Consider the following 25354-nt stretch of genomic DNA (forward strand, 5'->3'; position numbering starts at 1 on the left):
CTCGGTGAGTACCCACCCCTTGTGGTGGGAATTATTCAGATTTGAGATAATCTCTATTTTCCCCGCTGGGATTGTCCGGCGGATTGAGGTTCCGTAAAACGAGGAAAAGCCCCATTAGGAGGATTGCCTAGGCAGGCAAGGAAAGCATGTGCGGGTTGGTGTTTCTGATGTCGATCACCAAAAGCCTATGCCGCCTGTCCAGGAGATCTTCTGTTGGAATCGGACGCACCTGAAAGAAAAACTTGGTTTTGTCTTTAGGTTGGGCTGGGTGCGATAGACTTTTCGTCCGTGAGGACAATGGACAAGACAAAAACGTGGTCGACGCATGACGTCCGCGAACGGCGGAGTCATGCGCGGCAGAGGCTGAGCCGCGTCGCGATGTGAGTTGGCGGCCGTTGAGTTTGGAGTGGCTTCATGTTGGGACGTAAGGCGTTGCATGCTGCCCCCGTCGCGGTCAGGAGTCGGCTCTCGTCGTCAAGCGCATATCGGGGAGCGAGGCCGCGGCATGGGCTGCTGATGCGGACAACGGCGGTCGTGACGTTGGTTGTGGTCATGCCTGCCCAGGTTCTGGCCGGCGCGGTTTTGCCCACGGGCGCTCATGTGGTGACCGGCTCGGCGACCGTTGCCGCCGGTTCCGACGGCCTCGTCATCAACCAGACCTCCTCCGCAGCGATTGTCAACTGGAACACCTTCTCCATCGGAGCCGGTGGCTCGGTGCTGTTCAACAACGGCTCCGGCTCGACGCTGTCGCGGGTCACCGGAAACGTCACCAGCCAGATCGACGGCCAGCTGTCCGCGACCGGCACCCTCTATCTGGTGAACCCGGCCGGCGTCGTTGTCGGCCCCGGTGGCAAGGTGACCACTGGCGGGTCGTTCATCGCTTCGACCCACGACATTACCGACCAGGATTATCTCGATGGTGGGGCGGCGACGTTCTCCGGTAACTCGACCGCTTCCGTCGTCAATAACGGTACGATTGCGTCGGCCAACGGCGATGTGGCGCTGATCGCCCGCCGGGTCGAGAACACCGGCGCCATCAGTGCGTCCAACGGCACAGCGGCGCTGGCGGCCGGCTATGACGTCTTGATGAGCGACAGCTCCGGCGAGAACGGCAAGTTTGCCGTCAGGGTCGGTGGCTCGGACACGGCGGCCGTCAACTCCGGGACGGTCAAGGCCGCCGAGATCGAGATGCGCGCCAATGGCGGCAACGTCTACGCGCTGGCCGGCAATACGGAGTCGGTCATCAAGGCGACGGGCGTGTCCTCTTCCGGCGGGCGGATCTTCCTGACCGCGGGTGACAGCGGCACCGTCAAGAGCACTGCGCACATCGTCGCGCGTGCCCCCAAGGTTACGGTCCTGCCACTGCCCCGACCTGCCGACCTTGACGGCGGCAAGGTGGTGGTCACCGGCGGCACTGTCGACCTCTCCGGCACGGTAGACGCCTCGGCCGAAGGAGAGGGAAATTCGGGCGGTTCTATCATCGCCATCGCCTCGGGTCAGGGCATCTACAGCGGCGACCTCCTGGCGCAGGGCGGTACCGGCGGCGCTGGCGGCACGGTGGAAACATCGGGCCACAGCGTCGACTTCACCGGCATTTCGGTAAACACCTCTGCGGTCGGCGGCACCACCGGCAATTGGCTCGTCGACCCCGAGGATCTGACGGTGGATGCCGCCTCGGCGGCGACCATCTCGTCCAACCTCGCCACCACATCGGTGACGCTGCAAACCACCTCCACGACGGCCAGCGGCACTGGCGTCGTCACCGCCGGCGGTAACGGCGACATCACCATCGCCTCGGCGATCTCATGGTCGAGCGGCAACAGGCTGACGCTCGACGCCTACAACAACATCGCCATCGACGCGGCGATCACCGCCACCTCGGGCGGGCTGACGCTGACGGCGGGCAACGCCATTTCCGCCAGCGCCGGCATTTCCGTCGGCAGCTACATCCAGACCGCCGGCGCCTTCAGCCAGATCGCCGCCACGCTGCCGACCTTCTCGGCGACGGATTTCGATATTCAGGGCGGCTCCTTCCTGCGCGTCACCGGCGGCGACGGCACCAGCGCCACGCCCTATCTGATATCCGACGTCTACGGCCTGCAAGGCGTCGGCTCGTCGTCGACCTACCGGGCGGCGAACTGGGCGCTTGCCAACGACATCGATGCGAGCGGCACCGCGAGCTGGCATTCCGGCGCCGGCTTCGTTCCGATCGGGAACGCGAATGCGTTCACTGGCACGTTCAACGGTCAGGATCATACCATCACGGGCCTGACCATCGACCGCCCCACGACCAGCTACGTTGGTCTCTTCGGGAAGGTCGGCACCTCGGCCACCAGTCCGAGCACAACCTGGGTCCAGCATCTGGGTCTCATCGATGTCGACATAACCGGCCTGGGCACGGTCGGTGGCATAGCCGGCGCCCTCAGTTTTGCGCAGCTCATGAACGACTACGTCACCGGCACCGTGACGGGCGACGCGACCATCGCCTCGGGGTATGTCGGCGGTCTGGTCGGCGCTGTGGACGGCGGGGGCGTCTTCGCTTCGTATTCCGAGGCCAATGTCAGCGGCGGCACTTCGGTCGGCGGGCTGATCGGATTCGCGGTATCCGGCGTGGTTCAGACCTCCTACGCTTCCGGCAATGTCAGCGGCACGAAGTACGTCGGCGGACTGATCGGCATAAACCGCGCTACGCTCCGGAACTCGTATGCGATCGGAGATGTGTCCGGCACGAGCAATGTCGGCGGATTGGTCGGTTACAATCAACTCAGTGGATACATTCAGTATACCTACGCCTCGGGCGCGGTCAGCGGCACGAGCAATGTCGGCGGGTTGGTCGGGGCCAACAACAACGTAGTCTTCGACTCCTATTACGACATCGACACCACCGGACAGTCTGTCGGCATCGGGTCCTACACCAATGCCGCCTCCTACAATGTTGCCGTTGGCCTGACGACCGCCCAAGCCCGCACGGCGTCGAGCTATTCGGCATTCAGTTTCGGCAACTCCGGCATCTGGTTCATGATCGACGGCCAGACCCGGCCGTTCCTGCGCAGCGAGTATTCCACCACCATCACCAACGCCCATCAGCTCCAGCTGATGGCGCTGGACCTCTCCGCCGACTACACGCTCGCCACCAACATCGACGCCTCGGCGACCTCCGGCAGCAACGCCTCCGACATGTGGTCGACCAAGGGCTTTGTGCCGTTGGGGGGCACCACGACAAGCTTCACAGGCACGTTCGGCGGCCAAGGCCATACGATCTCCGGGCTGACCATCGTCTCGACCGCCAGCAACGTGGGTCTGTTCGGTTCGGCAAGCGGGACCATCAAGAACGTCGGCCTTCTCGACGTCGACGTCAGGAATACCAATACCAACGCCGGCATGATCGGATCGCTGGTTGGGGTGCTCAACACGGGAGGGCTGGTCACCAACAGCTATGCAACCGGCTCGGTTTCCGGCACGTGGCAGACCGGCGGTCTGGTCGGCTCGGTGGCCGGCAACGCCACGGTGACGCGCTCCTACGCGCATGTGACCGTCTCGGGCAATGGCGGCCTTGTCGGCCAGTTGGTCGGTACGATCTCGCAGTCCTTTGCCACCGGCGACGTGACAGCGAGTGCGCAGAACGCCGTGGCCGGCGGGTTGGTAGGTGAGATCGGTTATAACGGGGCGGTGATCACGCAGTCCTATGCCACCGGCAATGTGTCGGCAACCTCGGGATCTGGCTATGCGGGCGGGCTGGTCGGCTGGTCCCTCTTCGCGGCGACCATCGATCAGAGCTATGCGACCGGTATACCGTCGGGGACCTTCGTGGGCGGGATCATCGGGCGGGGAACCGCCGCGCTCACCGTGACCAACTCCTACTGGGACAAGGAGACCACCGGCATCACCTCCGGCTCCTACGGCACGGCCAAGACCACGGCCGAGCTCCAGGGTACGTTGCCGTCCGGGTTCGACGGCAGCGTCTGGAAGACCGGTACCGGGCTCTATCCCTATCTGTCCTGGGCCTATTCCGCGACACCGATCGCCGTCACCGGCACGGCCTACACCGCCGGCGGTTTGACGGCGCTGACCAACGCCACCGTCAGCGCGGTCTCGAACGGCAGTTCCATCGGCAGCGCTTCCACCGGCGCCAACGGCTACTACTACATCCTCACCTCATCCGGCGCGCTCGCCAGCACCGGCGTACTGACCTATCTCGACGGCGAATCCACCCAAGGGATTGCCTTCAAGGACAGCATTACGCCTTCGTCCAATCAGACCGGTCTTAATATCAGTAGCGGTGTCCTAAGCATCCAGACGCAGAACAATGCCTTGTCCACGACGGTTGCGGCCCTTCAGAACACGTTGGGCACGTATACGGACAGTGATCTCGGCACGATTTCGGCTATTGGAAGCGGAATCACTACGAGCCTTGGCGTTGCGCTCTACGCCAAGGGCGGGACTCAATATTCTCTGGACGGCGATCTGATCTCGTCGGCGGGTGAGCTTAATCTCCAGAGCGTCGGCAGCACGTTCGGCATCAGCGGCAGCCGCGCCTTGAGCGCCAGCGGAAACCTGACCCTCGCCTCCGCCATCAGCTGGAGCGACGGCTCCACCCTGTCGCTGCTGTCCAGCGCCGGAAGCATCAGCATGCAGGGCGTGACCGGGGCATCCGGTTCCCTGACGCTCCAGGCTGGCAATCGGGTCTACGCGTTCGGCGACATCGCCGTCGGCACGCTCACGCTTTCGTCCGGCCTGTGGAGCCAGATCGGCAGCGCGCTGCCCGCCCTCACTGTGACCGATTTCCGCATTGCGTCCGGCGCCAGCTTCGTGCGGGCGCTGGCGGGGACCGGCACATCGGCCAGCCCCTATCAGCTGTTCGACGCCTACGGTCTGCAGGGCATGGCTTCGACCAGCCTTCTCTTCAAGAACTTCGTGCTGGCCAATGACATCGATGCCTCGGGTACCGCCAGCTGGAACTCCGGCGCGGGATTTGCGTCGATCGGCAGCGCGACCATCGCTTTCTCCGGCACGCTGAATGGCCAGAGCCACACGATCACCGGTCTGACGATCAGTCGCGCGACGACCGACAACGTCGGCCTGTTCGGCGTCACTCTTTCGACCGCGGCGATCCGCGATGTCGGGCTTGTCGGCGGCAGCGTTACCGGCCAGACCAACGTGGGCGCTCTGGTCGGCCAGAACGCCGGAACCATTACCGACGTCTATGCGACGGCCGACGTCAACGGGACGACGTCTGTCGGCGGCCTGGTGGGCCTTGACTACGGCACGATCGACGGCTCCCATGCGGCCGGCGCCGTCCAGGCGACGACCAAGGCAGGCGGGCTCGTCGGCTACGGCATGGGCAACACCATCCGCGACTCCTACGCGGAGGGCAACGTCACCTCGACGTCCGGCGGCTACATCGGCGGCCTCGTCGGCGTCAGCGCCACGTCGTCCACCCTCACCAACGTCCATGCCAGCGGCAATGTCAGCGGTACGGTCTACGTCGGCGGACTGGTCGGCAGCAATGCCAGCGCCATCATCGCGTCCTATGCGACGGGAACGGTCAAGGGGACCGGCTATGTGGGCGGCCTCGTCGGCGGCAATTTCTACGCCGGCACCATCGGCACCTCCTTTGCCACCGGCGCCGTCGGCGGTGCCGGCTCATCCAATGTGGGCGGTCTCGTCGGCCTGAACAACGGCACGGTCGCCAACGCCTATGCAACCGGCAGCGCCACCAGCAGCTTCTATGTCGGCGGACTGGTCGGACAGAACAACGGTGCAGTCAGCAACGCCTACGCGACGGGTGCCGTGACGGGCAGTGGCTTCACCGGCGGGCTGGTCGGTGTAAACGCGGGCTCCGGCACGGTGGCCGGTTCCTTCTATGACAGCTCGTCCACCGGCCAGTCCGACACCGGCAAGGGTACCGGCCTGACGAGCGCCGAAATGATGGACGCCACGTCCTACGCCGGCTGGGACCTGGCCACCAACGGCGGGACGTCGTCGGTCTGGCGCATCTACGACGGCTATACCGCGCCTCTGCTGCGCACCTTCCTGACCGCCACCACGGTGACGGCGAGCGACGTCTCCAAGACCTACGACGGCACGACCTACGCGGGCGGCTTTACCGCCAGCTATTCCGACCCATCGGCGGTACTGTTCGGCACGCTCGGCGGCAATCTGGCCTCGGTGAAGAACGCCGGCACCTACGCCATCGGCGGGCTCTATTCCGATCAGTTCGGTTACGACATCGCCATGTCGGGATCGCTGACGGTGAACAAGGCTTCGCTGACCATCACGGCGAACAGCGCGTCCAAGACCTACGACGGCCTCGCCTACAGCGGTGGCAACGGCGTGACCTACGCTGGCCTGGTCAATGGCGAGACGGCCTCGGTGCTCGGCGGCACGCTCTCCTACGTCGGCACGTCGCAAGGTGTGGTCAATGCCGGCAGCTACACGCTTACCGCCTCGGGTCTCACCTCCGGCAACTACGACATCAGCTATGTCGCGGGATCGCTGACGGTGAACAAGGCCGCTCTGACCATCACGGCGAACAGCGCGTCCAAGACCTACGACGGTCTTGCCTACAGCGGCGGCAATGGCGTGACCTACGCCGGTCTGGTCAACGGCGAGACGGCCTCGGTGCTCGGCGGGACGCTCTTCTACGACGGCACGTCGCAAGGTGCGGTCAATGCCGGCAGCTACACGCTCAACGCCTCCGGTCTTACCTCCGGAAACTACGACATCAGCTATGTCACGGGTGCTCTGACGGTGAACAAGGCTTCGCTGACGGTGACCGCCAACAGCGCGTCCAAGACCTATGACGGCCTCGCCTACAGCGGTGGCAATGGCGTGACCTACGCTGGCCTGGTCAATGGCGAGACGGCTTCGGTGCTCGGCGGCACGCTCTCCTACGACGGCACGGCCGACGGTGCGATCAATGCCGGCAGCTACACACTCACCGCCTCGGGTCTCACCTCCGGCAACTACGACATCAGCTATGTCGCGGGATCGCTGACGGTGAACAAGGCCGCTCTGACCATCACGGCGAACAGCGCGTCCAAGACCTACGACGGTCTTGCCTACAGCGGCGGCAATGGCGTGACCTACGCCGGTCTGGTCAACGGCGAGACGGCCTCGGTGCTCGGCGGGACGCTCTTCTACGACGGCACGTCGCAAGGTGCGGTCAATGCCGGCAGCTACACGCTCACCGCCTCCGGTCTCACCTCCGGCAACTACGACATCAGCTATGTCGCGGGTGCTCTGACGGTGAACAAGGCTTCGCTGACGGTGACCGCCAACAGCGCGTCCAAGACCTACGACGGCCTCGCCTACAGCGGTGGCAATGGCGTGACCTACGCCGGTCTGGTCAATGGCGAGACGGCCTCGGTGCTCGGCGGCACGCTCTCCTACGACGGCACGTCGCAAGGTGCGGTCAATGCCGGCAGCTACACGCTTACCGCCTCCGGTCTGACGTCGGGGAACTACGACATCAGCTACGTGGCCGGCGCCCTGACCATCAACCCGGCGGCGCTAACGCTGGTGATCAAGCCGGCAGCGGTGTCCAAGACCTATGGCCAGTTGGCAGCGCTTTCGGCCTACTCGGTGCTGGGCACACTGCAAGGCGGCGATGCCATCGGCTCGGTGACGCTGTCCAGCGCCGGCGCGGCGGCGACCGCCAATGTCGGCAGCTACGACATCACGGCGTCGAACGCGGTGTTCTCGTCGGGCTCGGCGTCGAACTACACCATCACCTACCAGACACTGTCGAACGGCCTGACGGTCACCCCGGCGGTGTTGACGGCCTCGCTGACCGGCTTAGTCGCCAAGACCTATGACGGGACAGCGTCAGCGACGCTTGGTTCGGGCAACTACACGCTGTCCAGTCTGACGGTCGCTGGCGATCTGGTGTCGCTGGTCGCCCCGACATCGGGCAGCTACGACAGCGCCGACGCCGGCACCGGCAAGACCGTGTCGGTCTCCGGCCTCACCCTGAGTGGGGCTTCGGCCGGCAACTACATACTGGCCTCAGACTCGATCTCCGGCACGATCGGAACGGTGAACAAGGCTGCTCTGACCATCACGGCGAACAGCGCGTCCAAGACCTACGACGGCCTCACCTACAGCGGCGGCAACGGCGTGACCTACGCCGGTCTGGTCAACGGCGAGACGGCCTCGGTGCTCGGTGGCACCCTCGCCTACGGCGGCACGGCCAGCTATGTCGCGGGTGCCCTGACGGTGAACAAGGCTGCTCTGACGGTGACCGCCAACAGCGCGTCCAAGACCTACGACGGCCTCGCCTACAGCGGCGGCAACGGCGTGACCTACGCCGGTCTGGTCAATGGCGAGACGGCCTCGGTGCTCGGCGGCACGCTCTCCTACGACGGCACGTCGCAAGGTGCGGTCAACGCAGGTAGCTACACGCTCACCGCCTCGGGGCTGACGTCGGGCAACTACGACATCAGCTATGTCACGGGCGCCCTGACGGTGAACAAGGCCGCTCTGACCATCACGGCGAGCAGCGCGTCCAAGACCTACGACGGCCTCGCCTACAGCGGCGGCAACGGCGTGACCTACGCCGGTCTGGTCAACGGCGAGACGGCCTCGGTGCTCGGCGGGACGCTCTCCTACGACGGCACGTCGCAAGGTGCGGTCAACGCAGGTAGCTACACGCTCACCGCCTCCGGTCTCACCTCCGGCAACTACGACATCAGCTATGTCGCGGGTGCTCTGACCATCAACCCGACGGCGCCGATCGTCGGGCCGTTCGCCGATGTGAGCCTGCCGGATTCCCACGCCTTCGCACAAGGGCGTGCCAACCCGACATCTGGAACGACGCTGAGCTTTGTCATGCCTGGGACTTCAGGGCAGGGGCGCACGGTATCAGAGTCCCCGACTCCAGAGTTTGCATCAGGCAGTTTCGCCTTTGATACCTACAATATGGTCACGGGGGCCATTTCCAGCGACGCCACGCCAGAAGATGCAACTTCGCAGGCCGACGTTGGGGGGCGGACTCTGATTTTCGCTCCCGGGACGTTCTCCATCCTGGCCGTCTCAGCCGAGGAAGGCGACGGCCAAACGTCAACGGCTTCCTCCCTTGCCGAGCCGGTGTGCACCGTGGGTGTCGCCGGAGCGGCATCTGCCGGCGTGCCCTATCCCTGCAACGTCGCGAGCGATGGCGGATAGACGGGCTCGGAAGCCGCAAGTGCCTGGCCAGAGAGACGATGGGGCCGGGGTTGATGAAGAATGTAGGGGTCAAGGCCGAATGCAACGCATGAGACGGATCATGAGGTGGAAGGGGGGGGCTCTTGCAGCGCTGATAATTGCCTCGGTATCGCCGGGCCAGGCCCAGCCGGTGACGCAAGGCGCACCGATCGAGCGCCATCGGGTCGTGGTGCCGTCCCCGAGGCCGAGCGCCATCACCATCGACGCCGCGACCTACGGGTCGGACGACACCACGCCCTATGGCGTCAACCTGGTCGGCGTCACCTTGATCGGAGAGGATGACGCGGTCTCGGTCCAGCCAGCCGGCGGCGTTATCGTCGAGGCCGCCCCTCAGCCTCAAGGCAAGGACGGGTTGCGTGCAGCCTTGGCCTCGGCACTCCTCCCCACCCTCGGAAGGCCTCTTTCCGCTCACGAGATCGCCGCGCTGCAGGCGACGGTCGCCGCAGTCTATCGTTCGTTCGGGATGCCGTTCATCTCGGTGACGGCGCCGCCGCAGGAGATCACCGACGGTGTCATCCAGCTCAGAGTGATTGCCTTCCGAGCTGGCACAGTCACGGTCCAGGGCAGCGGCGGAAGCTCGCCACCCGACGCTGGCCTGATCGCTGCTGGCATCCGCCTCGAGAGCGGTGAGACGATTGATGGGGGTCAGCTCAGCGAAGACATCGATTGGCTCAACCGCAATCCCTATCGCCACGTCGGCGCGGTCTTCTCGCCCGGCGAGGCGATTGCTCTCTCCAACCTTTCGCTAGAAGTCGACGAGGCCAAGCCTTGGACGCTGTCGGCCGGCTGGTCGAACAGCGGGTCGAATGCCACCGGCCTCCAGCGCTACTCGGTTGGCGCCGGCGTTTTCCTACCCTGGGCCAACGGCACGACGCTCTCGGTGCTATTGACGAGCGGTGACGATCTGATTGCCCATCTGGACCGTTTCCTGCTTTCCGATGGCGACTATCCGGCCTACCTCAGCGAAGCGGCGCGGATCGTTGTCCCGACCCTTGCACGTCAAGAGATCGAGTTTGCACCAAACCTCGTGGCCACAAGGCAGGATATCGACGCCCTCACCTCGGTTCAGAACCTCACCTTCGAGCTGCCGATCACCTACCGCACGGCGGTTTCGAACCTTTTGCCAGGGCATTACTGGGGCGATCTTTACGGCGTCGTCACTTTCAAGGGCCTTGAGCGCAAAGTCTACTATTCCGGTTCCGAGGTGTCTTCCGGCAGCGCCGCGCTGATGGAGTTCGCTTTCGGCTGGACCGACACCATCAGCGATTCCCATGGACAGACCGCGTTCGACGTCAGTCTCGTCGCCAATCCCGGGGCTACCCTTGCAAACTCCGATGACGCCGCGTGGTCGAGCTATACCAACGGCCGGGTCACCAACGCCTCCTATCTCTACGGCGTCGTCAACCTGACGCGGCACACCCAGTTGCCGCCGCTTTTCGGGAACGATGGCTTTTCGCTTGTCAATCAGTTCACCGGCGTGCTCTCCAGTACGGCGTTGCCCGACACCGAACGGCTGGCCCTCGGGGGGACCTCCGGTTCACGCGGCTACGATTTTTCCGCTGTCGCGGTGGACCAGGGGGTCGTCTTGCGCAACGAGTTGCACGCGCCGACGCTTTCCACCCCGGCCGACTTCTCGGTGGCGGCAAGTCTCTCACCCTATCTGTTCGCAGATGCTGCCTGGGGCGAGGACCTTTCGAGCAAAACCTCCGAAACGATGGTCTCGCTCGGCGCGGGCGTTGACGTCGCCATTTCCGACTATTTGACCGGGCGCTTCGTCGCCGGACGGGCCATGACTGACGCTGGTCCGACCAAGGCCGGAAGCTGGACGGTCTTTGGTCAGCTCGACGTCAAGTTCTGATCGCTTTGCCGGCCACTTCTCCAACAACTCAAAGGTGATACCCATGAACGACAAGAAGTCCTGCCGCTTTCCCATCCGCTTGCTCTTTTTGGCTGCCCTTGCCGCCCTGGGCTCGGCTTCGCTTGGCCCGGCTTGCGCCCAGGCAGCCGGCGCCACGAACGACGCTGGCGCCGATACGCCCCAGGCGACCACGGCACTTTACCGGGACTGGCAGTTGCATTGCGTTGTTGGAAAGGACGGGGGCAAGACCTGCGAGGCTGCCGGGGCCGTCCTCGCCGTCGACGGCAAGGGTGTTGCCGCTCGCGTGGTCGTCGGTCGCCCGGCTCCTTCCGAGCCGATCCAGATCGTCATTCAGCTTGCCCCGGGCGTCTGGTTGCCGGAGGGTGTCAGCCTCAGCGTGCCCGGCGCCAAGGCCCCGCTCAAAGCTGAGTTCAAGCAGTGCGTCCAGGTCTGCTTTGCGCAGACCGATATCGATGACGCCACTGTCGGGGCAATGAAAACCTCCGACAAGCCGGCGACGCTGGCCTTCGTCGATGCACAGCGCCAGCCTGTCGCACTCCCGCTCTCACTCGCGGGATTCAAGAATGCCATGGATGCCGGTATTTGATGGCTTGGTATGGTTCTCGGTCGGCCTTCGGGCCGACCGGGATGCGCTCTCGCTGACATGGAGACACAGCTTCTGCATCCAGGAAGCCAGAAGGAGACGCGGGCCGTCACGCCGTCGCATCCTCAGCTCTTCTCCCGATAAATCCCGAAAAGCTATTTGTGGTCGGCCTCAAAACCCTCCCGACGGGTCTGCACATGCAGACGTCGGGAGACGGCGCAACGGCGCTCGTGGGCAAACGCAGTTAAGAGATCCCGGACTTCCCGATCATTGGGACAGATCGATTGGTATCTCTCCGTCATGCGACAACAGCCGATGGCTTTACACGTCTGCCGTCTTCTCATCCCGCGATGCTCTATCAGGTGAGCGGCAGCTTTCCGCTCGGTAGAGGGCGCTACCACTAATGAGATGGTCTGCCCCGTCCTCCCGCCGCGCTTTGTGATGTGGCGATGTTACTGTGAAGCGCTACCCGTTTCTAGGCCGACGTGGTGCGCTGCTTGGGCTCCGCCACAATCGTGGCATCGGCGATCTGGCCGGACATGGCAAGAAAGCCCGAGGCCCGCAGGGCGGCATCGAAGCGCTGGAACAGGCCACCGATCGCCGCCGCCTCCTTCAGCGCCTCGCGAAATGTCCAGATCGTGTTGGCGTCCGGCACCACATCGACCAGGCCGAGCCCGAGAAAGCGCATGAACGGCAGACGGCCTTGATCAGATACTCGGTGCGCTCGTCGGAAAGCGAATGCATCGCCTTCAGGATCAAGACCTTGAACATCAGCACATGATCGAACGGCGGCCGACCTCCCTTCGAACGATCGGCGCACGGCACCGCAGCTTCAAGGTCAGGCGAAGCATCTCAAAGCCGACCACGGCCTTGATCCGCTCCAGATCGTCGCCCTTGGCGGAAAGATCCATCAATAGCTCATCGATGTCGGAAAAGCCGGGCATCCCTCGCGCATGGTCGGCCCCCTCGGATTCACAACCCATTGAATCACTTCAAGCGCCGGTTTGCTGAGGTATTTGGAGGAGTCCAGCTGCTGACCACCCACCGCAAGCCTTTGAACATGCGACGAGTTTTGCCCTATGTGGCAAAATTGAAAAATACCAATAAAATTAAGTACTTATGGCGGAGAAGGAGGGATTCGAACCCTCGATAGGGTTGCCCCTATACACGCGTTCCAGGCGTGCGCCTTAAACCACTCGGCCACCTCTCCACACGGCCAGCGCACCGGCTCGTGGCCGCGCACTATAACGATGTTCGGTGCGAGCGCAAGAGGGTATGCGGCTCAATAGAAAACTCCGTCATTCCCGGCTGAGAGTTTGGGTTAATTGACTGATTTCAATTGGAATTGCGTCAGTGGCCGAATGGCAAAAAAGCGTGGCGAGCGCACGGTAAGGCGTTGCCGGTGCATCATCGTGCGCTATCGTCGGCGAATCCCTGGGAGTCGATCAGGCCCACTGCCGGGAGGTCGGCGACTGCTCGCCGTCGATCGCCTGTCGCACGCTGTCGATGCGTCGCATCAGCTCGCCGGAGATTCGGGTCTGCAGGGCGTTGAGCACCGTCTCGGTCACGGCGCGACGGTCGGCCTTGCGCTCGACCAGTGCGGGGTCGCGCAACGGCCAGCGAAGCGTCGCGTATTCTGCGAGACGGGCGCAATCCGGTTCGGTCCAGGTGACGGTGGCCAGATCGACGACGATGTGAGGGCGAAGCCCGCCGGGCAGGGCGAAGATGGTCCACGACTTTGGCTCCAGCCCGTCAGTCGGGATGGCGCGCTGACAGAGCGCCTGCTCCGCTTCGGGCAGGAGGGCCGTTGCCGGCCGACTTCCGGCGCTGAAGGCGCGGATGCGCATGTCGCCACGCTGATTGAGCAGCGCTTCGGCCATCAGGCTGGTTGCACTGTTGGTTTCGCACAGAAACAGTACATCGACGGTCTGCATCCTGAACAAGCCCCTGCCGCTCGGAGGTGTCATCAACGCCATCGTTCCGTCTCTCTTCACCATGCTCCAGGGAAGCGCGCGCTCTCAGGGCGCGATCAGTCCCCACACTCCTCTGCGCCGCGCCGATGGATTCTCCATGACGTTTGCGAGACAGGCCGATGACGCGCCTCTCGCAAAACTCAAATGCATAAAGCGCGCCACCCACTCGCCTTCCCCGGACAACCAACCTAGACCAAAGTCTAAGGCCTTCATCTTCAAGGCAGAATCGGCGTGCCGCCAGTCGGACGTTGGCGAGGTATAGTCTCAAGGACGTGCCTTCAAGCCCGTCGAAGGGCGTAGCGCATGCGCGCTAGTCTTGATCGGGCGCCATCGCCGGCGACCCGCTGGCGCCGGTCTGCTGGCTTTGTGGGCAGCCAGCGGCAGCTATTCGATCAGGATGTCGGTGCTTCCAGAGAAGCAGTCGTTTCCACAACCGTGCTCATCGATGCGGCGCTTTTCACGGCGGCGTACTCGGCAAGGGCGGCGAGAGCCTGGGCAAAGACGGCGGCGAAGACGAGGCTGACGAGGAGTTTACGGGCGAACATTTCTTTGGCTTTCAGCAGCGCCGGAAAGCCCAGCGCCGACTGGGATATAAGCCATCGGAAGCCGTCTTTATTGAGGTGGAAAAAGGACGGAAGCCGGTCGCGGGCAAGGTGTTGTGGCGGCAAGGCGCACAAAAAAGGCGGCACCGAATCACCTCGGGCCGCCTTTTTCATCGAACGAGGGAAATGACCGTCAGATCTGCCGCTCGACCATCATCTTCTTGATCTCGGCAATGGCCTTGGCCGGGTTGAGGCCCTTCGGGCAGGTCTGGGCGCAGTTCATGATGGTGTGGCAGCGGTAGAGGCGGAACGGGTCCTCGAGGTTGTCGAGTCGCTCGCCGGTCGCCTCGTCGCGGCTGTCGATCAGCCAGCGGTAGGCCTGCAGCAGGATCGCCGGACCGAGGTAGCGGTCTCCGTTCCACCAGTAGCTCGGGCAGGACGTCGAGCAACAGGCGCAGAGAATGCACTCGTAGAGGCCGTCGAGCTTCTGGCGGTCGTCATGGCTCTGCAGCCACTCGGTCTCCGGCGTCGGCGAAGAGGTGTGCAGCCACGGCTCGATCGACTTGTGCTGGGCGTAGAAGTGGGTGAGGTCGGGCACCAGGTCCTTCACCACGTTCATGTGCGGCAGCGGATAGACCTTGATGGGGCCGGAAATCTCTTCCATGCCCTTGGTGCAGGCCAGCGTGTTCATGCCGTCGATGTTCATGGCGCAGGAGCCGCAGATGCCCTCGCGGCAGGAGCGGCGCAGCGCCAGCGTCGGATCGACCTTGTTCTTGATCCACAAGAGCGCGTCGAGCACCATCGGCCCGCAATCGTCGACATCGACGAAGAAGGTGTCGAGCCGCGGATTGCGCCCATCCTCCGGGTCCCAGCGGTAGATGCGGAACTCGCGAACGCGCGCGGCGCCCTCCGGCTTCGGCCAGACCTTGCCAGCCTTGATCTTCGAGTTCTTCGGCAGCGTGAGCTGAACCATGGAATTGTTTCCTCGAAAGCTTTCGTTGGCCGATCGACGTTTGTGTCGAGGCAGTTGACGCTCAGTACACGCGCGCCTTCGGCTGGATGTAGTCGATCTCGGAGGTCATCGTGTAGGTATGCACCGGCCGGTAATCGAGACCGACGGTGCGAGCGCCGGCGTCGATGGAAGCCAGCGTGTGCTTCATCCACTCACCGTCGTCGCGGTTGGGATAGTCCTCGCGGGCATGGGCGCCACGGCTTTCCTTGCGATTGGCAGCGCCTTCCATGGTGACCACGGCTTGCAGAATCAGGTTCTCGTATTCGAGCGCTTCGGTGAGATCGGTATTCCAGATCAGCGAGCGATCGGTGGTCTTGAGGTCGTCGCCGGCCGCCCAGCAGTCGTGGATCAGCTTGACGCCCTCTTCCAGCACTTCGCCGGTGCGGAACACGGCGCAGTTGGACTGCATGGTCTTCTGCATCGACAGCCGGAGCTCAGCCGTCGGCGTCGAGCCTGAGGCATGGCGCACGCGGTCGAGCCGCTCCAGGGCATAGAGGCCGGCGTCCTTGGGCAGGTCGGCGATGCGGGCGCCCTTGTCTATGGTCTCGGCGCAGCGGTGGCCGACGGCGCGGCCGAACACCACGAGGTCGATCAGCGAGTTGGAGCCGAGGCGGTTGGCGCCGTGCACCGACACGCAGGCGGCCTCACCAACGGCCATCAGGCCCGGCACGATCCGGTCGGGATCGCCATCGATCTTGGCGAGCACCTCGCCGTGGTAGTTCGTGGGAATACCGCCCATGTTGTAGTGGACGGTCGGCAGCACCGGAATCGGCTCGCGCGTCACGTCGACGCCGGCGAAGATCTTGGCGCTTTCCGAGATGCCCGGCAGGCGCTCGGCGAGGATCGCCGGGTCGAGATGGTCGAGGTGCAGGTAGATGTGGTCCTTGAGCTTGCCGACGCCGCGTCCCTCGCGGATTTCCATGGTCATGGAGCGGGAGACGACGTCGCGGCTGGCAAGGTCCTTGGCCGACGGCGCGTAGCGCTCCATGAAGCGCTCGCCTTCGGAGTTGGTGAGATAGCCGCCTTCGCCGCGCGAGCCCTCGGTAATCAGGCAGCCAGCGCCATAGATGCCGGTCGGGTGGAACTGCACGAACTCCATGTCCTGCAAGGCCAGACCGGCGCGCAGCACCATGGCGTTGCCGTCGCCGGTGCAGGTGTGGGCCGACGTGCAGGAGAAATAGGCGCGGCCGTAACCGCCGGTCGCCAACACCGTCTTGTGGGCGCGAAAGCGGTGGATCGAGCCGGTCTCCATGTCGAGCGCGACCACGCCACGGCAGGCGCCATTCTCCATGATCAGGTCGATGGCGAAGTATTCGATGAAGAACTCAGCCGAATGCCGGAGCGCCTGGCCGTACATGGTGTGCAGCATGGCGTGACCGGTGCGGTCGGCGGCGGCGCAAGTGCGCTGGGCGATGCCCTCGCCGAAGTTGGTCGTCATGCCGCCGAACGGCCGCTGGTAGATCTTGCCTTCCTCGGTGCGGGAGAAGGGCACGCCCCAGTGCTCGAGCTCGTAGACGGCGGCCGGCGCGTTGCGTACCAGATATTCGATGGCATCCTGATCGCCCAGCCAGTCCGACCCCTTGACGGTGTCGTACATGTGCCAGCGCCAGTCGTCCGGCCCCATGTTGCCGAGCGAGGCGGCAACGCCGCCCTGGGCGGCCACGGTGTGCGAGCGGGTGGGAAACACCTTGGTGATGCAGGCGGTGGAGAGGCCTGCCTCCGAGGCGCCGACGACGGCCCGGAGACCGGCGCCGCCGGCGCCCACCACCACCACGTCGAAGGTGTGGTCGATGAACTGATAGGCGCGGCCGCCGACGTTGAAGGCGGTCTGCTTGCCGCCGGCATTCTCTGAGGCAACGGCCATGATCAGGCTCCGAAGGTGATCTTGATGAGCGCTACGGCCGAGGCAATGCCGACCAGCGCCGAGAAGAAGGAGTTGGCCATCAGCGCCAGCACGCGCAGCATCGGCTGGTTGACGTAGTCCTCGATGATGACCTGCATGCCGATCTTCATGTGCCAGACGCTGACGCCCAGGAAGGCGAGCATCAGGACGGCGACGAAGGGGTTGCCGAGCGTGGCGATCACCGTGGGATAGTCGTCGCCTTGCAGCTTGACGAGCAGCACCACGTAGACGAGCGACAGAAGCAGGGCCGCGACACCGGTCACCCGCTGTTGCCAGAAGTGCGTCGTGCCTGACTTGCCCGAGCCGAAGCCACGGGCCTGCTTCAGCGGTGTCTGGAAGCGAAAGGACTTGCTCATGGCGGGCCTCAAGCGAAGAGGAGGGCGGCGATGGCGACGATGCCCGTCAGCACCACGCCGGCCACGAGGTTGAACAGGGCCAGGCGGTCGGCCGTCTTCGGGTCAAAGCCGTAGCCCAGATCCCAGATGAAATGACGAACGCCGCCGATGGCATGATGGATCAGCGACCAGACGAGGCCCAGGAGGATCAGGCGGCCGATCCAGCTCTGATAGACGCCGTCAACGAGGGCGAACCACTCCGGTCCGCTCGCCGCCGCCACCAGCCAGACGGCGACGAACAGCGTGCCGACGTAAAGGAAGCCGCCGGTGATGCGGTGGACGATCGACATCGCCATGGTCAGGATGAAGCGAAAGACCTGCAGGTGCGGCGAGAGCGGGCGGGAAGCCGCCAGACGGGCGTCGGCCATCGGATGAAGTTCCCTCATGAGGCGGGAGACGAGCGCTCCCTTTGGCATGGTCACTTTACGTTGACGTTAACGTCAAGCAATAGGAAAGAGCCTGAGTCGTAAGTACCTTCTCGGAGGTGGGCCGTCAAAGCCAAATCGCCAAGGCCCCGATGCAAAACGATACAGTTCCAGTCGGCCCCGGCGGTTGCGCGCCGGAATTTTCCGGAAAATCCGGCAAAGCGGATAGACGCCAAGCCATGCCTCGACCGTGAAACGGCGAAACAAGCTACGTGTAAATACGACTAAATGCCTACGCCTCTCAAGAGGCGCGGAAGCACCGTCCCGAGCTGCGGCGGCTCAGGCGGGCGGAGCGGAGGATGTCTCGCCTAGGTCCAGCCAGTCGATGGCGGCCAGAAGCTCGGACCGGTAATCGCCGCCTTCCAGGCAGTGAGAGGCGTCCGGAAGCAGCCGGCAGAAGGGCGGCCTGGGTAGCCGTTTCACGAACTCATCGACATTCTCCGGCGGCGCCACGATGTCCTTGCCGCCGGCAAACACCGCCACCGGCACTCTCAGGAGGTCGATGACGGTGAAAATGTCGTGGCGAGGCCACTCGTCGAGTGCGCGTGGCACCTCGCGCTTGAGCTTGGCGATGCCGTTCGGATGATACTTCTCGCGCGCCTCGATCTGGCGGGCCCCGGAGGTGAAGGGCGACACGAGCAGCAGATGGGAGGCCTTCCCCGCATACTCACGCGCGGCAAGGCGCGCGACCGCGTAGGCCCCCATGGAGTGACCGCAGAGGGCAAGGTGGTCGCAGCTCCAACCTATGGTGGCTGCATTGACCATCGCCCAGTCGATTGTACGGCGCACGTCGCGAACGTGGTTCTCAAGCAGAAAGTCGGCCTCGCTGCCGACGCTGTCGTTCCAGGCCGAAGCGCAGCAGTTGGGGGAGACGACGACGTAGTCGCGCGCGCGATAGGCATCGATCAGCTTCTGCATGTGGGGTGCCCGGGCCGCGCCGTTGCGGCCGTGGGCGGTGATGGCAAGGCGAGGGGATCGCGTATCGGTCCGCCACAGCTCGATGCTCATGCGGGCATCGGCCGCGTCCGGATCGTCTGAGCCGCCGAGCGGGATGATGTCGGGCGTCATGCCACGGCGACCTTGTCGAGGTGGGGGCTCGAGAAGCCAAGGCGGCTAAGGCCGGCCAGCACCTCCGGCGCCGACATGAACAGCGTCCAGAGAAGCGCCGAGCGGTGGTTCTCGATCATAACGACAATAGGTCCCTGGTCGATGGCGAGGTGGCTCGAAGCCACCCAGTTCCGCCCCGGCGAGAAGGCGTCGACAAAGCCGCGCGGGCCGAACAGCCGCCCGTCCATGGCGGTGAGGAAGCCGCGCAGAGCCTCCATCGCTTCCCTGGGAACATAGGGAAACGAGGCGAGCGCCGCCGTCGGCGTGATCACGCCGGTATCGTTGGTCGCGGAGTGGGCGTTATAGCCGTCGAAAGTGTCGGATGCGGTCAACCCCCAGCAGTCCGGGCCGTAACCAGAAAATCCGCCGGGATTTGTCAGACAGTGAGCGCGGTTGATAAGCGCGTGCGCGGTATTCTGGGCGACATAGTTGGCATAGGTGTCGGAGAGGCCGCGCGGATCGAGGCCCATGAAGGAGTAGTGGGCAAAGAACAGTGGTCCGCCATAGTCGGGGCCGAGCGGCAAGGTCACGCCGCCGTAGTTCCGGCCGTTCAGGAAGTCGCGGCCCTTGGCCCACGACTGGTGATAGGTGGAGATCGGTACGCGATGGGTTGGCGCGGCGGCGGCCAGCACGTGGGTGATCAGGCACTCGTTCCAGCCGGTGATCGCGTGATTCATGGCAAAGCCGTGAACCGGGCTCCAGTGCCAGAGCAGGGCGCCGTCAGCCCTCAGATGGTGGCTCCATTCCACCTCGCGCCACAGCCGGTCGATGCGGGCTGCAACATCCGGCCGGGCCGGGATCAACCACTGTCGTGCCGTCAGAAGACCGGCCACCAGGAAGGATGTTTCTACGAGATCGCCGCCGTCATCCTTCTCGCCGAATGGGATGACCTTGCCGGTCTCTCCGTTCAGGAAATGCGGAAAGACGCCGTGAAACCGATCCGCCGTTTCGAGAAAGCCGACGATCCGTGCGATGCGCTCGATGACGTCTTCGCGGACGAGAAAGCTTCGCTCGGCGCCGGCAATCAGGGCCATGATGCCGAAGCCGGTGCCGCCGGTGGTGACGGTGTCGTCGGGCGAGTAGCCGAAGGCGTCGTTGTCACGCTCGCGGGCCATGCCGCTCACCGGATGGCCATAGTCCCAGAAGTAGCTCAGTGTGGCCCGCTGCACGAGGTCCAGCAAGGCGTCGTCGCTCATGGCCGCGACGGTGGCCGGCGAGAAGTTCATGAGCGCTTTCCTTCGCGCCGCGGCTCGTTCCAGACGACGCGTACGGCTTGGGTCTCGCGAGAGTTGGGGCCGACGTGGATGTCGAATGCCCCGCCTTCCAGGCGCCGGCGAGTATCGGTGACCGTTTCCGCCACGGAGTAGTCGAGATCAGCGGCGGTGACGATGAAGCTGGCGGCTTCAGCGGCGCGGGGAGCGAGCGTCAGCTTTCGGAAGGCCTTGAGCTCCTTCACCGGTCGACTGACGCTTGCCACGGGATCGCCAATGTAGAGCTGCACCGTTTCGAGTGTGGGGCGGTCGCCGAGGTTGGTGACGGTGACGGTCACTTCGAGGCGGTCCTCGCCTGTGAGCTCCGTCCGGTCGGCGCGCGGTGGGCCGTAAGCCACCGTGCCGTAACCGAGGCCGAAACCAAAGGGATAGAGGCCATCATTCTGGGGCACGTCGTCGGGCAGGTCGACGTAGCCGGAGGTGAACTTCTGAAAGCGACCCGGTGCCGGCCGGCCGGTTGGCCGGTGAGAATAGGTGATGGGCACCTGCCCGAGGCTGTAGGGGAAGGTCGCCGGCAAGCGGCCGGAGGGCTCGGCCTTGCCGAACAGTACGTCCGCAAGCCCGTGACCGATCTCCGTCCCGCCGAACCAGGCAACGAGAAGCGCATCGGCAAGCAAGGCTTCCTCGGCGAGCACCAGCGGCCGTCCGGTCATGACGACGACGACGAGCGGCTTGCCGGTCGCCTTCATGGCGCGGAGCAGCTTCTTCTGTGGCTCGGGGATCGAAAGATCGCTGCGGGAGGAGGACTCGCCGGAATACTCGCGCGCCTCTCCGACGACGGCGATGGTGACATCGGCGCTCGACGCGGTGGCGACAGCCTCGGCGATCATCGCTTCGGGCGACCGGACGTCGATGACGACGGACAGGTCCTTCCAGTCGTGGACGTTGAGCCGGCTGGCGAGCCAGAGTTCGTCGACGATGTTGGCCCCCTTGGCGGTGAGCACGCTCACCGCGTTGCCCACGGCCTCACGCAGTCCGTCGGCAATGGGGACGACTGTGGAGGGCGAAGCGGCCACGGCCCAGGTGCCGTTCATGTTGACGCGATCGAGCGCGAGGGGCCCGACAAGGGCGATGGTGCCGATCTTGCCGCTCTCCGGCGCCGGCAGGGGAAGGAGATTGCCCTCGTTCTTGAGGACGACCGTTGCGGCGGCCACCGCCTCGCGGGCGAGCTGCCGGTTGGGCGCGGTCAGGATGGGTTGCGCCGAGCGCCCCCAGTCGAGCCGATGGTAGGGATCGTCGAACAGGCCGAGTTTCAGCTTGGCTTCGAGTACGCGGCGGCAGGCGGCCGTTATCTCGGCCTGGGTGACGAGCCCCTTCCCGACGCTGTCCTCTAGGGTCTCGAGGTAGGTTTCCGATACCATGTCCATGTCGACGCCGGCCGTGAGGCCGAGGCGGGCGGCATCCGCTCGATCGGCCGCGACACCGTGGGCGATCAGTTCGAGGATTCCGGTGTAGTCGGCGACGACAAGGCCTTCAAAACCGAGCTTCTCGCGGAACATCTCGGTGATCACGGCGCGGTTGGCATGCATCGGCACGCCGTTCAGTGTGTTGAAGGACGCCATGATCGAACCGGCACCCGCCCGCATGCCGGCAACGAAGGGGGGGAGCACCACGTCGTGCAGCGTGGCCGGGGAGAGATCGACAGCGTCGTAATCGCGGCCGCCCATGCCGCCGCCATAGCCGCAGAAGTGCTTGAGGCAGGCCATCACCGCGTCGGGGCGGGAGAGATCGTTGTCCTGGTAGCCTTCGACCATCGCCTCGGCGAAACGGGAGGCCAGGTAGGGGTCTTCGCCGGGGCTTTCTGCGATCCGCCCCCAGCGCGGATCGCGACAGACGTCGATCATCGGCGAGTAGACCTGGTCGATGCCGATCGACGCCGCTTCCCGCGCGGCCACGCGGGCGGTGGCGCGGACAAGGTCCATGTCCCAGCTGGCGGCGAGCGCCAGGGGCAGGGGGAATATGGTCTTCTGGCCGTGGATGACATCCTCGGCGAACATCAGCGGGATCTTCAGGCGCGTTTCCTGTGCGAGATCCTGAAAGACGCGCACCGCCTCGGCCGATTTCACGCCGAAGATGCCACCGATGCGGCCGGTCCTGATCTTCTCGGCCACGTCGGTGTTGACGACGGTGCCGGTCAGCGTCTCCCCGCCGGGGGTGACGAGATTGAGCTGGCCGATCTTTTCCGCAAGGGTCATCCGATCAAGCAGGTCGTCGATGAAGTCCAAGTCCTTTGTCATATCCGGACGTCCGAGTTGGTCCCCGTTTCGGGGTCATGGGCGATGGCGCATCACAGACAGCATCGAGCGAAGACCGCCGCGCAGGTCGCGAACCGGCTCTGGCGCCGGGACGACCACCGGCTCAAGGCCGGCGCGTCCGTTCTCGATGTTGAGGATGGCGTGATAGAAGGAGCGGCCGAGGCTGTCGGCGGGCGGCGTCTGCTCGTGCATCACCGATAGCACCGTCGCCTTGGGGCAGTATTGCCGAACAAGGCGGTGGAACTCCGTCCGGGCCTCGGGGTCGAGGGCTGCTGTCGCCTCGTCGAGGAAAAGCACGTCCGGCGTGTGCAGCAGGATGCGGGCGAGCACGACCTTCTGCTTTTGCCCGCCGGACAGCACGTCGTCCCAGCGCCGGCCGCGATAGTAGGGGTTGCCCATCGAGGGGATGAACTCGCCGAGGCCCACCGCGCTCATGATGGCGGCCACCTCGAGATCGCGGTGCTCGTGCTCGTCCTCGGGAATGGCAATCAGTTGCTTGAGGCTGGCTTGAGGCAGCCGGGTGTCCTGGCAAGCATAGAGCGCCTTCATTCCTTCTGGCATGATCACCCGACCGCGCCCGTAAGGCCATAGGCCATTGAGTGCCTTGATAAGGCAGGACTTTCCCGAGCCCGACGGGCCTCGCACGAAGATCCACTGACCCGGTTTGATCGACAGACGCGCGACACGCAGGAAGGGCTGCGCTTCCTTGCCCGAGAACATCAGCTCGAGCCCCTGAACCGAAAGCCCCTTCTCTGGCGCCTGCTGCTCGTAACGGAACTCGGAAATGCCGGTCTCGCGATAGAAAGCCTGCGCATCCTGAACGCGCTCGATGGCATCGGCCAGTTCGACGACGCGGTTGACGTTGGCGCGCAGGTTCGCGATGTCCGGCATCACCTGGATCACCCAGGAGCAGTCGCTGATCAGCTCGCTGGCCAGCTCCGAACCGGTGATGTAGGTGCGAAAGGATATGCCGCCCTGCATGTAGGCGGGCAGGTTGGGCATGTAGGCCACGACGCGCTGAGTGATGTAGTTGTAGCTGCCATTGAACGCCAGGAAGATCGCCGACACCTTGTTCTGCAGGCCCCAGGTCCGATCGATCGCCTGATATTGCCGCCGATGGATCGAGGCCTGAACCCTTTCCCCGCGCGCAGCGGCGATCGGCAGGATCCGGCGGACCAGCATCGACAGTTCGGCGCGATAGCTGCCCTCGGCGCGAAGCATCGCCATGTTGAGCGCTTCGATGGCACGGCCGATCCGAAGCGCGATCGCCGTCGACAGTGGCACGTAGGTGACGGCCAAGGCGAACACCAAGACGGCGCTGGCATAGGTGCCCAGAAACTCGAGGCCCTTGATGGCGACCGAGCTGGCCAGCAGAGTTTCGCCGACAAAATAGACCGACGTCACCACCGAGATGAGGCCCATCGCCATCCCGAGCGCGTTGCCGGTCATCGCCTTGATCGATTCCTGGATGCGCTGGTCGATGTTGTCCGGCACGTTCGCCCCCTCGTCGGAGGCGCCCATCACCAGAAGATGATAGTAAGGGCGGTGGTCGGAGAGCAGGGCCGCGTTGAACTGGCTGTCGAGCCACTGGCGCCATTTGCGGTGCAGCGTGGTCGAGAAATAGTGCCGGAAGCCGATGAACACCACGTACTTGAGCAGGGCCAGCGCGACCAGCGCGCCAGCCGTCATCAGTACCTCGTCGATGGTCGGTGCGTTGGCGTCGTGAAAGGACGCGATGGTGGCGATGAACGAGCCGGAAGCCTGGGCCAGCCAGACTCCGCTCTTGCTGGCCGCCGCCGACAGAAGCACGACGGCCAGTGTCAGCGCCCAAGCCTCTCGCCACCTGTCCGAGATCCAGTAGGCCCTGAGCAGCCCCCAGAAGCTGCGCATCGAGGAAACAGGGGTAGCCAGCGCATTCACTCCTACGTCGCCCGCCAAGGCAGACCGGACCTCCGATGGTCGAAGCCTGCCTCTCAAACTTTAATGCCTCTTTAAGCCTATCGATGGGCGACGTCGCCAAAAGGGATTAAGGGTGGAAGCGTGGTGGTGGGCCGTCGCCGCGACCTTGACAAGCCCGTCGCGGCCTAAACTATTCGATCGATCCGTCTGTTTTGCGAGATGATATCCCATGAAGCTCTACCGTTTTCTGACCGGACCCGATGACGCGTCCTTCTGTCATCGCGTTACCGACGCACTCAACAAGGGCTGGCAGCTCGCCGGCTCGCCAGCGCTCACCTTCGACCCTGTGCAAGGACGAGTGATTTGTGGCCAGCCTGTGGTCAAGGAAGTCGATGGCGTCGATTATACGCCCGACATCAAGCTCGGCGAGTGGTGAGATGAGCCTCGACAGCGTTAGGGCTTTCTTCGCTGAAAACGCGCCCGATATCACCGTGATCGAAACCGAGGCCTCGTCGGCCACCGTTGCCGAGGCCGCCGCCGCCCACGGCGTCGACCCGGCCCAGATCGCCAAGACAATCTGTCTCAGGGTTGGCGAGCAAGCCATGTTGCTGGTGGCAGGGGGTATGTCCCGGCTCGATAACCGCAAGGCTCGGGAGGCCTTCGGGGGCAAGGCCCGGATGCTCGGCCTTGAGGAAGTCGTCGAGTTGACCGGTCATCCCATCGGTGGCGTGTGCCCCTTCGGCCTGAAAACGTCACTGCCGATCTATTGCGATCGGTCGCTCCAGCTCTTTGCCGAAGTGCTGCCGGCGGCCGGCGCCACCAACGCGGCGGTCCGCATCGGCACGGAGCGGCTGGCCGAACTCGTCGGTGCCAGCTGGGTCGACGTTTGCCAGTGAAAGCGACGGG

The 25354-nt window shown here is 64.5% G+C and carries 15 protein-coding genes, 1 tRNA gene and 1 pseudogene; 5 read left to right on the plus strand and 12 right to left on the minus strand.

From position 1 onward, the window contains the following. Positions 1 to 552 precede the first annotated feature (552 nt). The 3 genes from M4J40_RS09140 to M4J40_RS09150 all read left to right on the plus strand — a co-directional run bounded on the left by M4J40_RS09140 (position 553) and on the right by M4J40_RS09150 (position 11669). A complete protein-coding gene (locus tag M4J40_RS09140) occupies positions 553 to 9165 on the plus strand; it encodes an MBG domain-containing protein (RefSeq protein ID WP_251753779.1) in 8613 nt (2870 codons plus the stop codon). An 88-nt stretch (positions 9166 to 9253) separates the two neighbouring features. Then, entirely contained in the window at positions 9254 to 11062 is a 1809-nt protein-coding gene (locus M4J40_RS09145) for a ShlB/FhaC/HecB family hemolysin secretion/activation protein (RefSeq protein ID WP_251753780.1), read from the plus strand. 43 nt (positions 11063 to 11105) lie between these two features. Continuing rightward, the gene (locus M4J40_RS09150) at positions 11106 to 11669 is read left to right on the plus strand and encodes an invasion associated locus B family protein (RefSeq protein WP_251753781.1); all 564 of its coding nucleotides are present in this window, start codon (positions 11106 to 11108) and stop codon (positions 11667 to 11669) included. A gap of 475 nt (positions 11670 to 12144) precedes the next feature. Here the strand turns inward: M4J40_RS09150 and M4J40_RS09155 are convergent. From M4J40_RS09155 to M4J40_RS09210, 12 genes and pseudogenes are all read right to left on the minus strand, one after another. After that, a pseudogene (locus M4J40_RS09155) lies at positions 12145 to 12649 on the minus strand (transposase); the annotation flags it as partial. A 137-nt stretch (positions 12650 to 12786) separates the two neighbouring features. Then, positions 12787 to 12876 (minus strand) — tRNA-Ser (locus tag M4J40_RS09160). Between the two features lie 235 nt (positions 12877 to 13111). Beyond that, entirely contained in the window at positions 13112 to 13600 is a 489-nt protein-coding gene (locus tag M4J40_RS09165) for a hypothetical protein (protein ID WP_251753782.1), read from the minus strand. 431 nt (positions 13601 to 14031) lie between these two features. Continuing rightward, positions 14032 to 14355 carry a hypothetical protein gene (locus tag M4J40_RS09170; protein ID WP_251753783.1) on the minus strand — a complete coding sequence of 108 codons (324 nt, stop codon included), beginning with the start codon at positions 14353 to 14355 and terminating at the stop codon, positions 14032 to 14034. Between the two features lie 19 nt (positions 14356 to 14374). Continuing rightward, the gene (locus tag M4J40_RS09175) at positions 14375 to 15154 is read right to left on the minus strand and encodes a succinate dehydrogenase iron-sulfur subunit (protein ID WP_251753784.1); all 780 of its coding nucleotides are present in this window, start codon (positions 15152 to 15154) and stop codon (positions 14375 to 14377) included. A gap of 61 nt (positions 15155 to 15215) precedes the next feature. Beyond that, the gene (sdhA, locus tag M4J40_RS09180) at positions 15216 to 17057 is read right to left on the minus strand and encodes a succinate dehydrogenase flavoprotein subunit (protein ID WP_251753785.1); all 1842 of its coding nucleotides are present in this window, start codon (positions 17055 to 17057) and stop codon (positions 15216 to 15218) included. Positions 17058 to 17059: 2 nt separating this feature from the next. Continuing rightward, on the minus strand, positions 17060 to 17452 hold the full coding sequence (sdhD, locus tag M4J40_RS09185) for a succinate dehydrogenase, hydrophobic membrane anchor protein (RefSeq protein ID WP_251753786.1): 393 nt from the start codon (positions 17450 to 17452) through the stop codon (positions 17060 to 17062). 8 nt (positions 17453 to 17460) lie between these two features. Beyond that, entirely contained in the window at positions 17461 to 17859 is a 399-nt protein-coding gene (gene sdhC / locus M4J40_RS09190) for a succinate dehydrogenase, cytochrome b556 subunit (protein WP_251753787.1), read from the minus strand. Between the two features lie 336 nt (positions 17860 to 18195). Continuing rightward, positions 18196 to 18984, minus strand: coding sequence for a S9 family peptidase (locus M4J40_RS09195; protein ID WP_251753788.1), 789 nt, complete (start codon positions 18982 to 18984; stop codon positions 18196 to 18198). Then, positions 18981 to 20249: a glucoamylase family protein gene (locus M4J40_RS09200; RefSeq protein WP_251753789.1), complete on the minus strand. Its 1269-nt coding sequence runs from the start codon at positions 20247 to 20249 to the stop codon at positions 18981 to 18983. The genes M4J40_RS09195 and M4J40_RS09200 overlap by 4 nt, the downstream gene beginning before the upstream one ends. Continuing rightward, positions 20246 to 22531, minus strand: coding sequence for a beta-glucosidase BglX (gene bglX / locus M4J40_RS09205; protein ID WP_251753790.1), 2286 nt, complete (start codon positions 22529 to 22531; stop codon positions 20246 to 20248). Before bglX ends, M4J40_RS09200 begins: the two co-directional genes overlap by 4 nt. Before the next feature lie 33 nt (positions 22532 to 22564). Then, positions 22565 to 24487 carry an ABC transporter ATP-binding protein/permease gene (locus M4J40_RS09210; protein ID WP_251753791.1) on the minus strand — a complete coding sequence of 641 codons (1923 nt, stop codon included), beginning with the start codon at positions 24485 to 24487 and terminating at the stop codon, positions 22565 to 22567. 190 nt (positions 24488 to 24677) lie between these two features. Here M4J40_RS09210 and M4J40_RS09215 point away from each other — a divergent pair, with 190 nt between their 5' ends. Beyond that, a complete protein-coding gene (locus M4J40_RS09215) occupies positions 24678 to 24884 on the plus strand; it encodes a DUF1737 domain-containing protein (RefSeq protein ID WP_251753792.1) in 207 nt (68 codons plus the stop codon). Between the two features lies 1 nt (position 24885). Beyond that, positions 24886 to 25344 carry a YbaK/EbsC family protein gene (locus M4J40_RS09220; RefSeq protein WP_251753793.1) on the plus strand — a complete coding sequence of 153 codons (459 nt, stop codon included), beginning with the start codon at positions 24886 to 24888 and terminating at the stop codon, positions 25342 to 25344. Positions 25345 to 25354: the final 10 nt, after the last annotated feature.

The organism is Pleomorphomonas sp. JP5, assembly GCF_023721815.1.
In the GTDB taxonomy this organism is placed as follows: domain Bacteria; phylum Pseudomonadota; class Alphaproteobacteria; order Rhizobiales; family Pleomorphomonadaceae; genus Pleomorphomonas.

Bases quoted from the DNA above. Each gene is read 5' to 3' on its own strand.
- M4J40_RS09140 (WP_251753779.1), top strand. From the start codon at position 553: ATGCCTGCCCAGGTTCTGGCCGGCGCGGTTTTGCCCACGGGCGCTCAT.
- M4J40_RS09145 (WP_251753780.1), top strand. From the start codon at position 9,254: ATGAGACGGATCATGAGGTGGAAGGGGGGGGCTCTTGCAGCGCTGATA.
- M4J40_RS09150 (WP_251753781.1), top strand. From the start codon at position 11,106: ATGAACGACAAGAAGTCCTGCCGCTTTCCCATCCGCTTGCTCTTTTTG.
- M4J40_RS09165 (WP_251753782.1), bottom strand. From the start codon at position 13,600: ATGCAGACCGTCGATGTACTGTTTCTGTGCGAAACCAACAGTGCAACC.
- M4J40_RS09170 (WP_251753783.1), bottom strand. From the start codon at position 14,355: ATGAAAAAGGCGGCCCGAGGTGATTCGGTGCCGCCTTTTTTGTGCGCC.
- M4J40_RS09175 (WP_251753784.1), bottom strand. From the start codon at position 15,154: ATGGTTCAGCTCACGCTGCCGAAGAACTCGAAGATCAAGGCTGGCAAG.
- sdhA (WP_251753785.1), bottom strand. From the start codon at position 17,057: ATGGCCGTTGCCTCAGAGAATGCCGGCGGCAAGCAGACCGCCTTCAAC.
- sdhD (WP_251753786.1), bottom strand. From the start codon at position 17,452: ATGAGCAAGTCCTTTCGCTTCCAGACACCGCTGAAGCAGGCCCGTGGC.
- sdhC (WP_251753787.1), bottom strand. From the start codon at position 17,859: ATGGCCGACGCCCGTCTGGCGGCTTCCCGCCCGCTCTCGCCGCACCTG.
- M4J40_RS09195 (WP_251753788.1), bottom strand. From the start codon at position 18,984: ATGACGCCCGACATCATCCCGCTCGGCGGCTCAGACGATCCGGACGCG.
- M4J40_RS09200 (WP_251753789.1), bottom strand. From the start codon at position 20,249: ATGAACTTCTCGCCGGCCACCGTCGCGGCCATGAGCGACGACGCCTTG.
- bglX (WP_251753790.1), bottom strand. From the start codon at position 22,531: ATGACAAAGGACTTGGACTTCATCGACGACCTGCTTGATCGGATGACC.
- M4J40_RS09215 (WP_251753792.1), top strand. From the start codon at position 24,678: ATGAAGCTCTACCGTTTTCTGACCGGACCCGATGACGCGTCCTTCTGT.
- M4J40_RS09220 (WP_251753793.1), top strand. From the start codon at position 24,886: ATGAGCCTCGACAGCGTTAGGGCTTTCTTCGCTGAAAACGCGCCCGAT.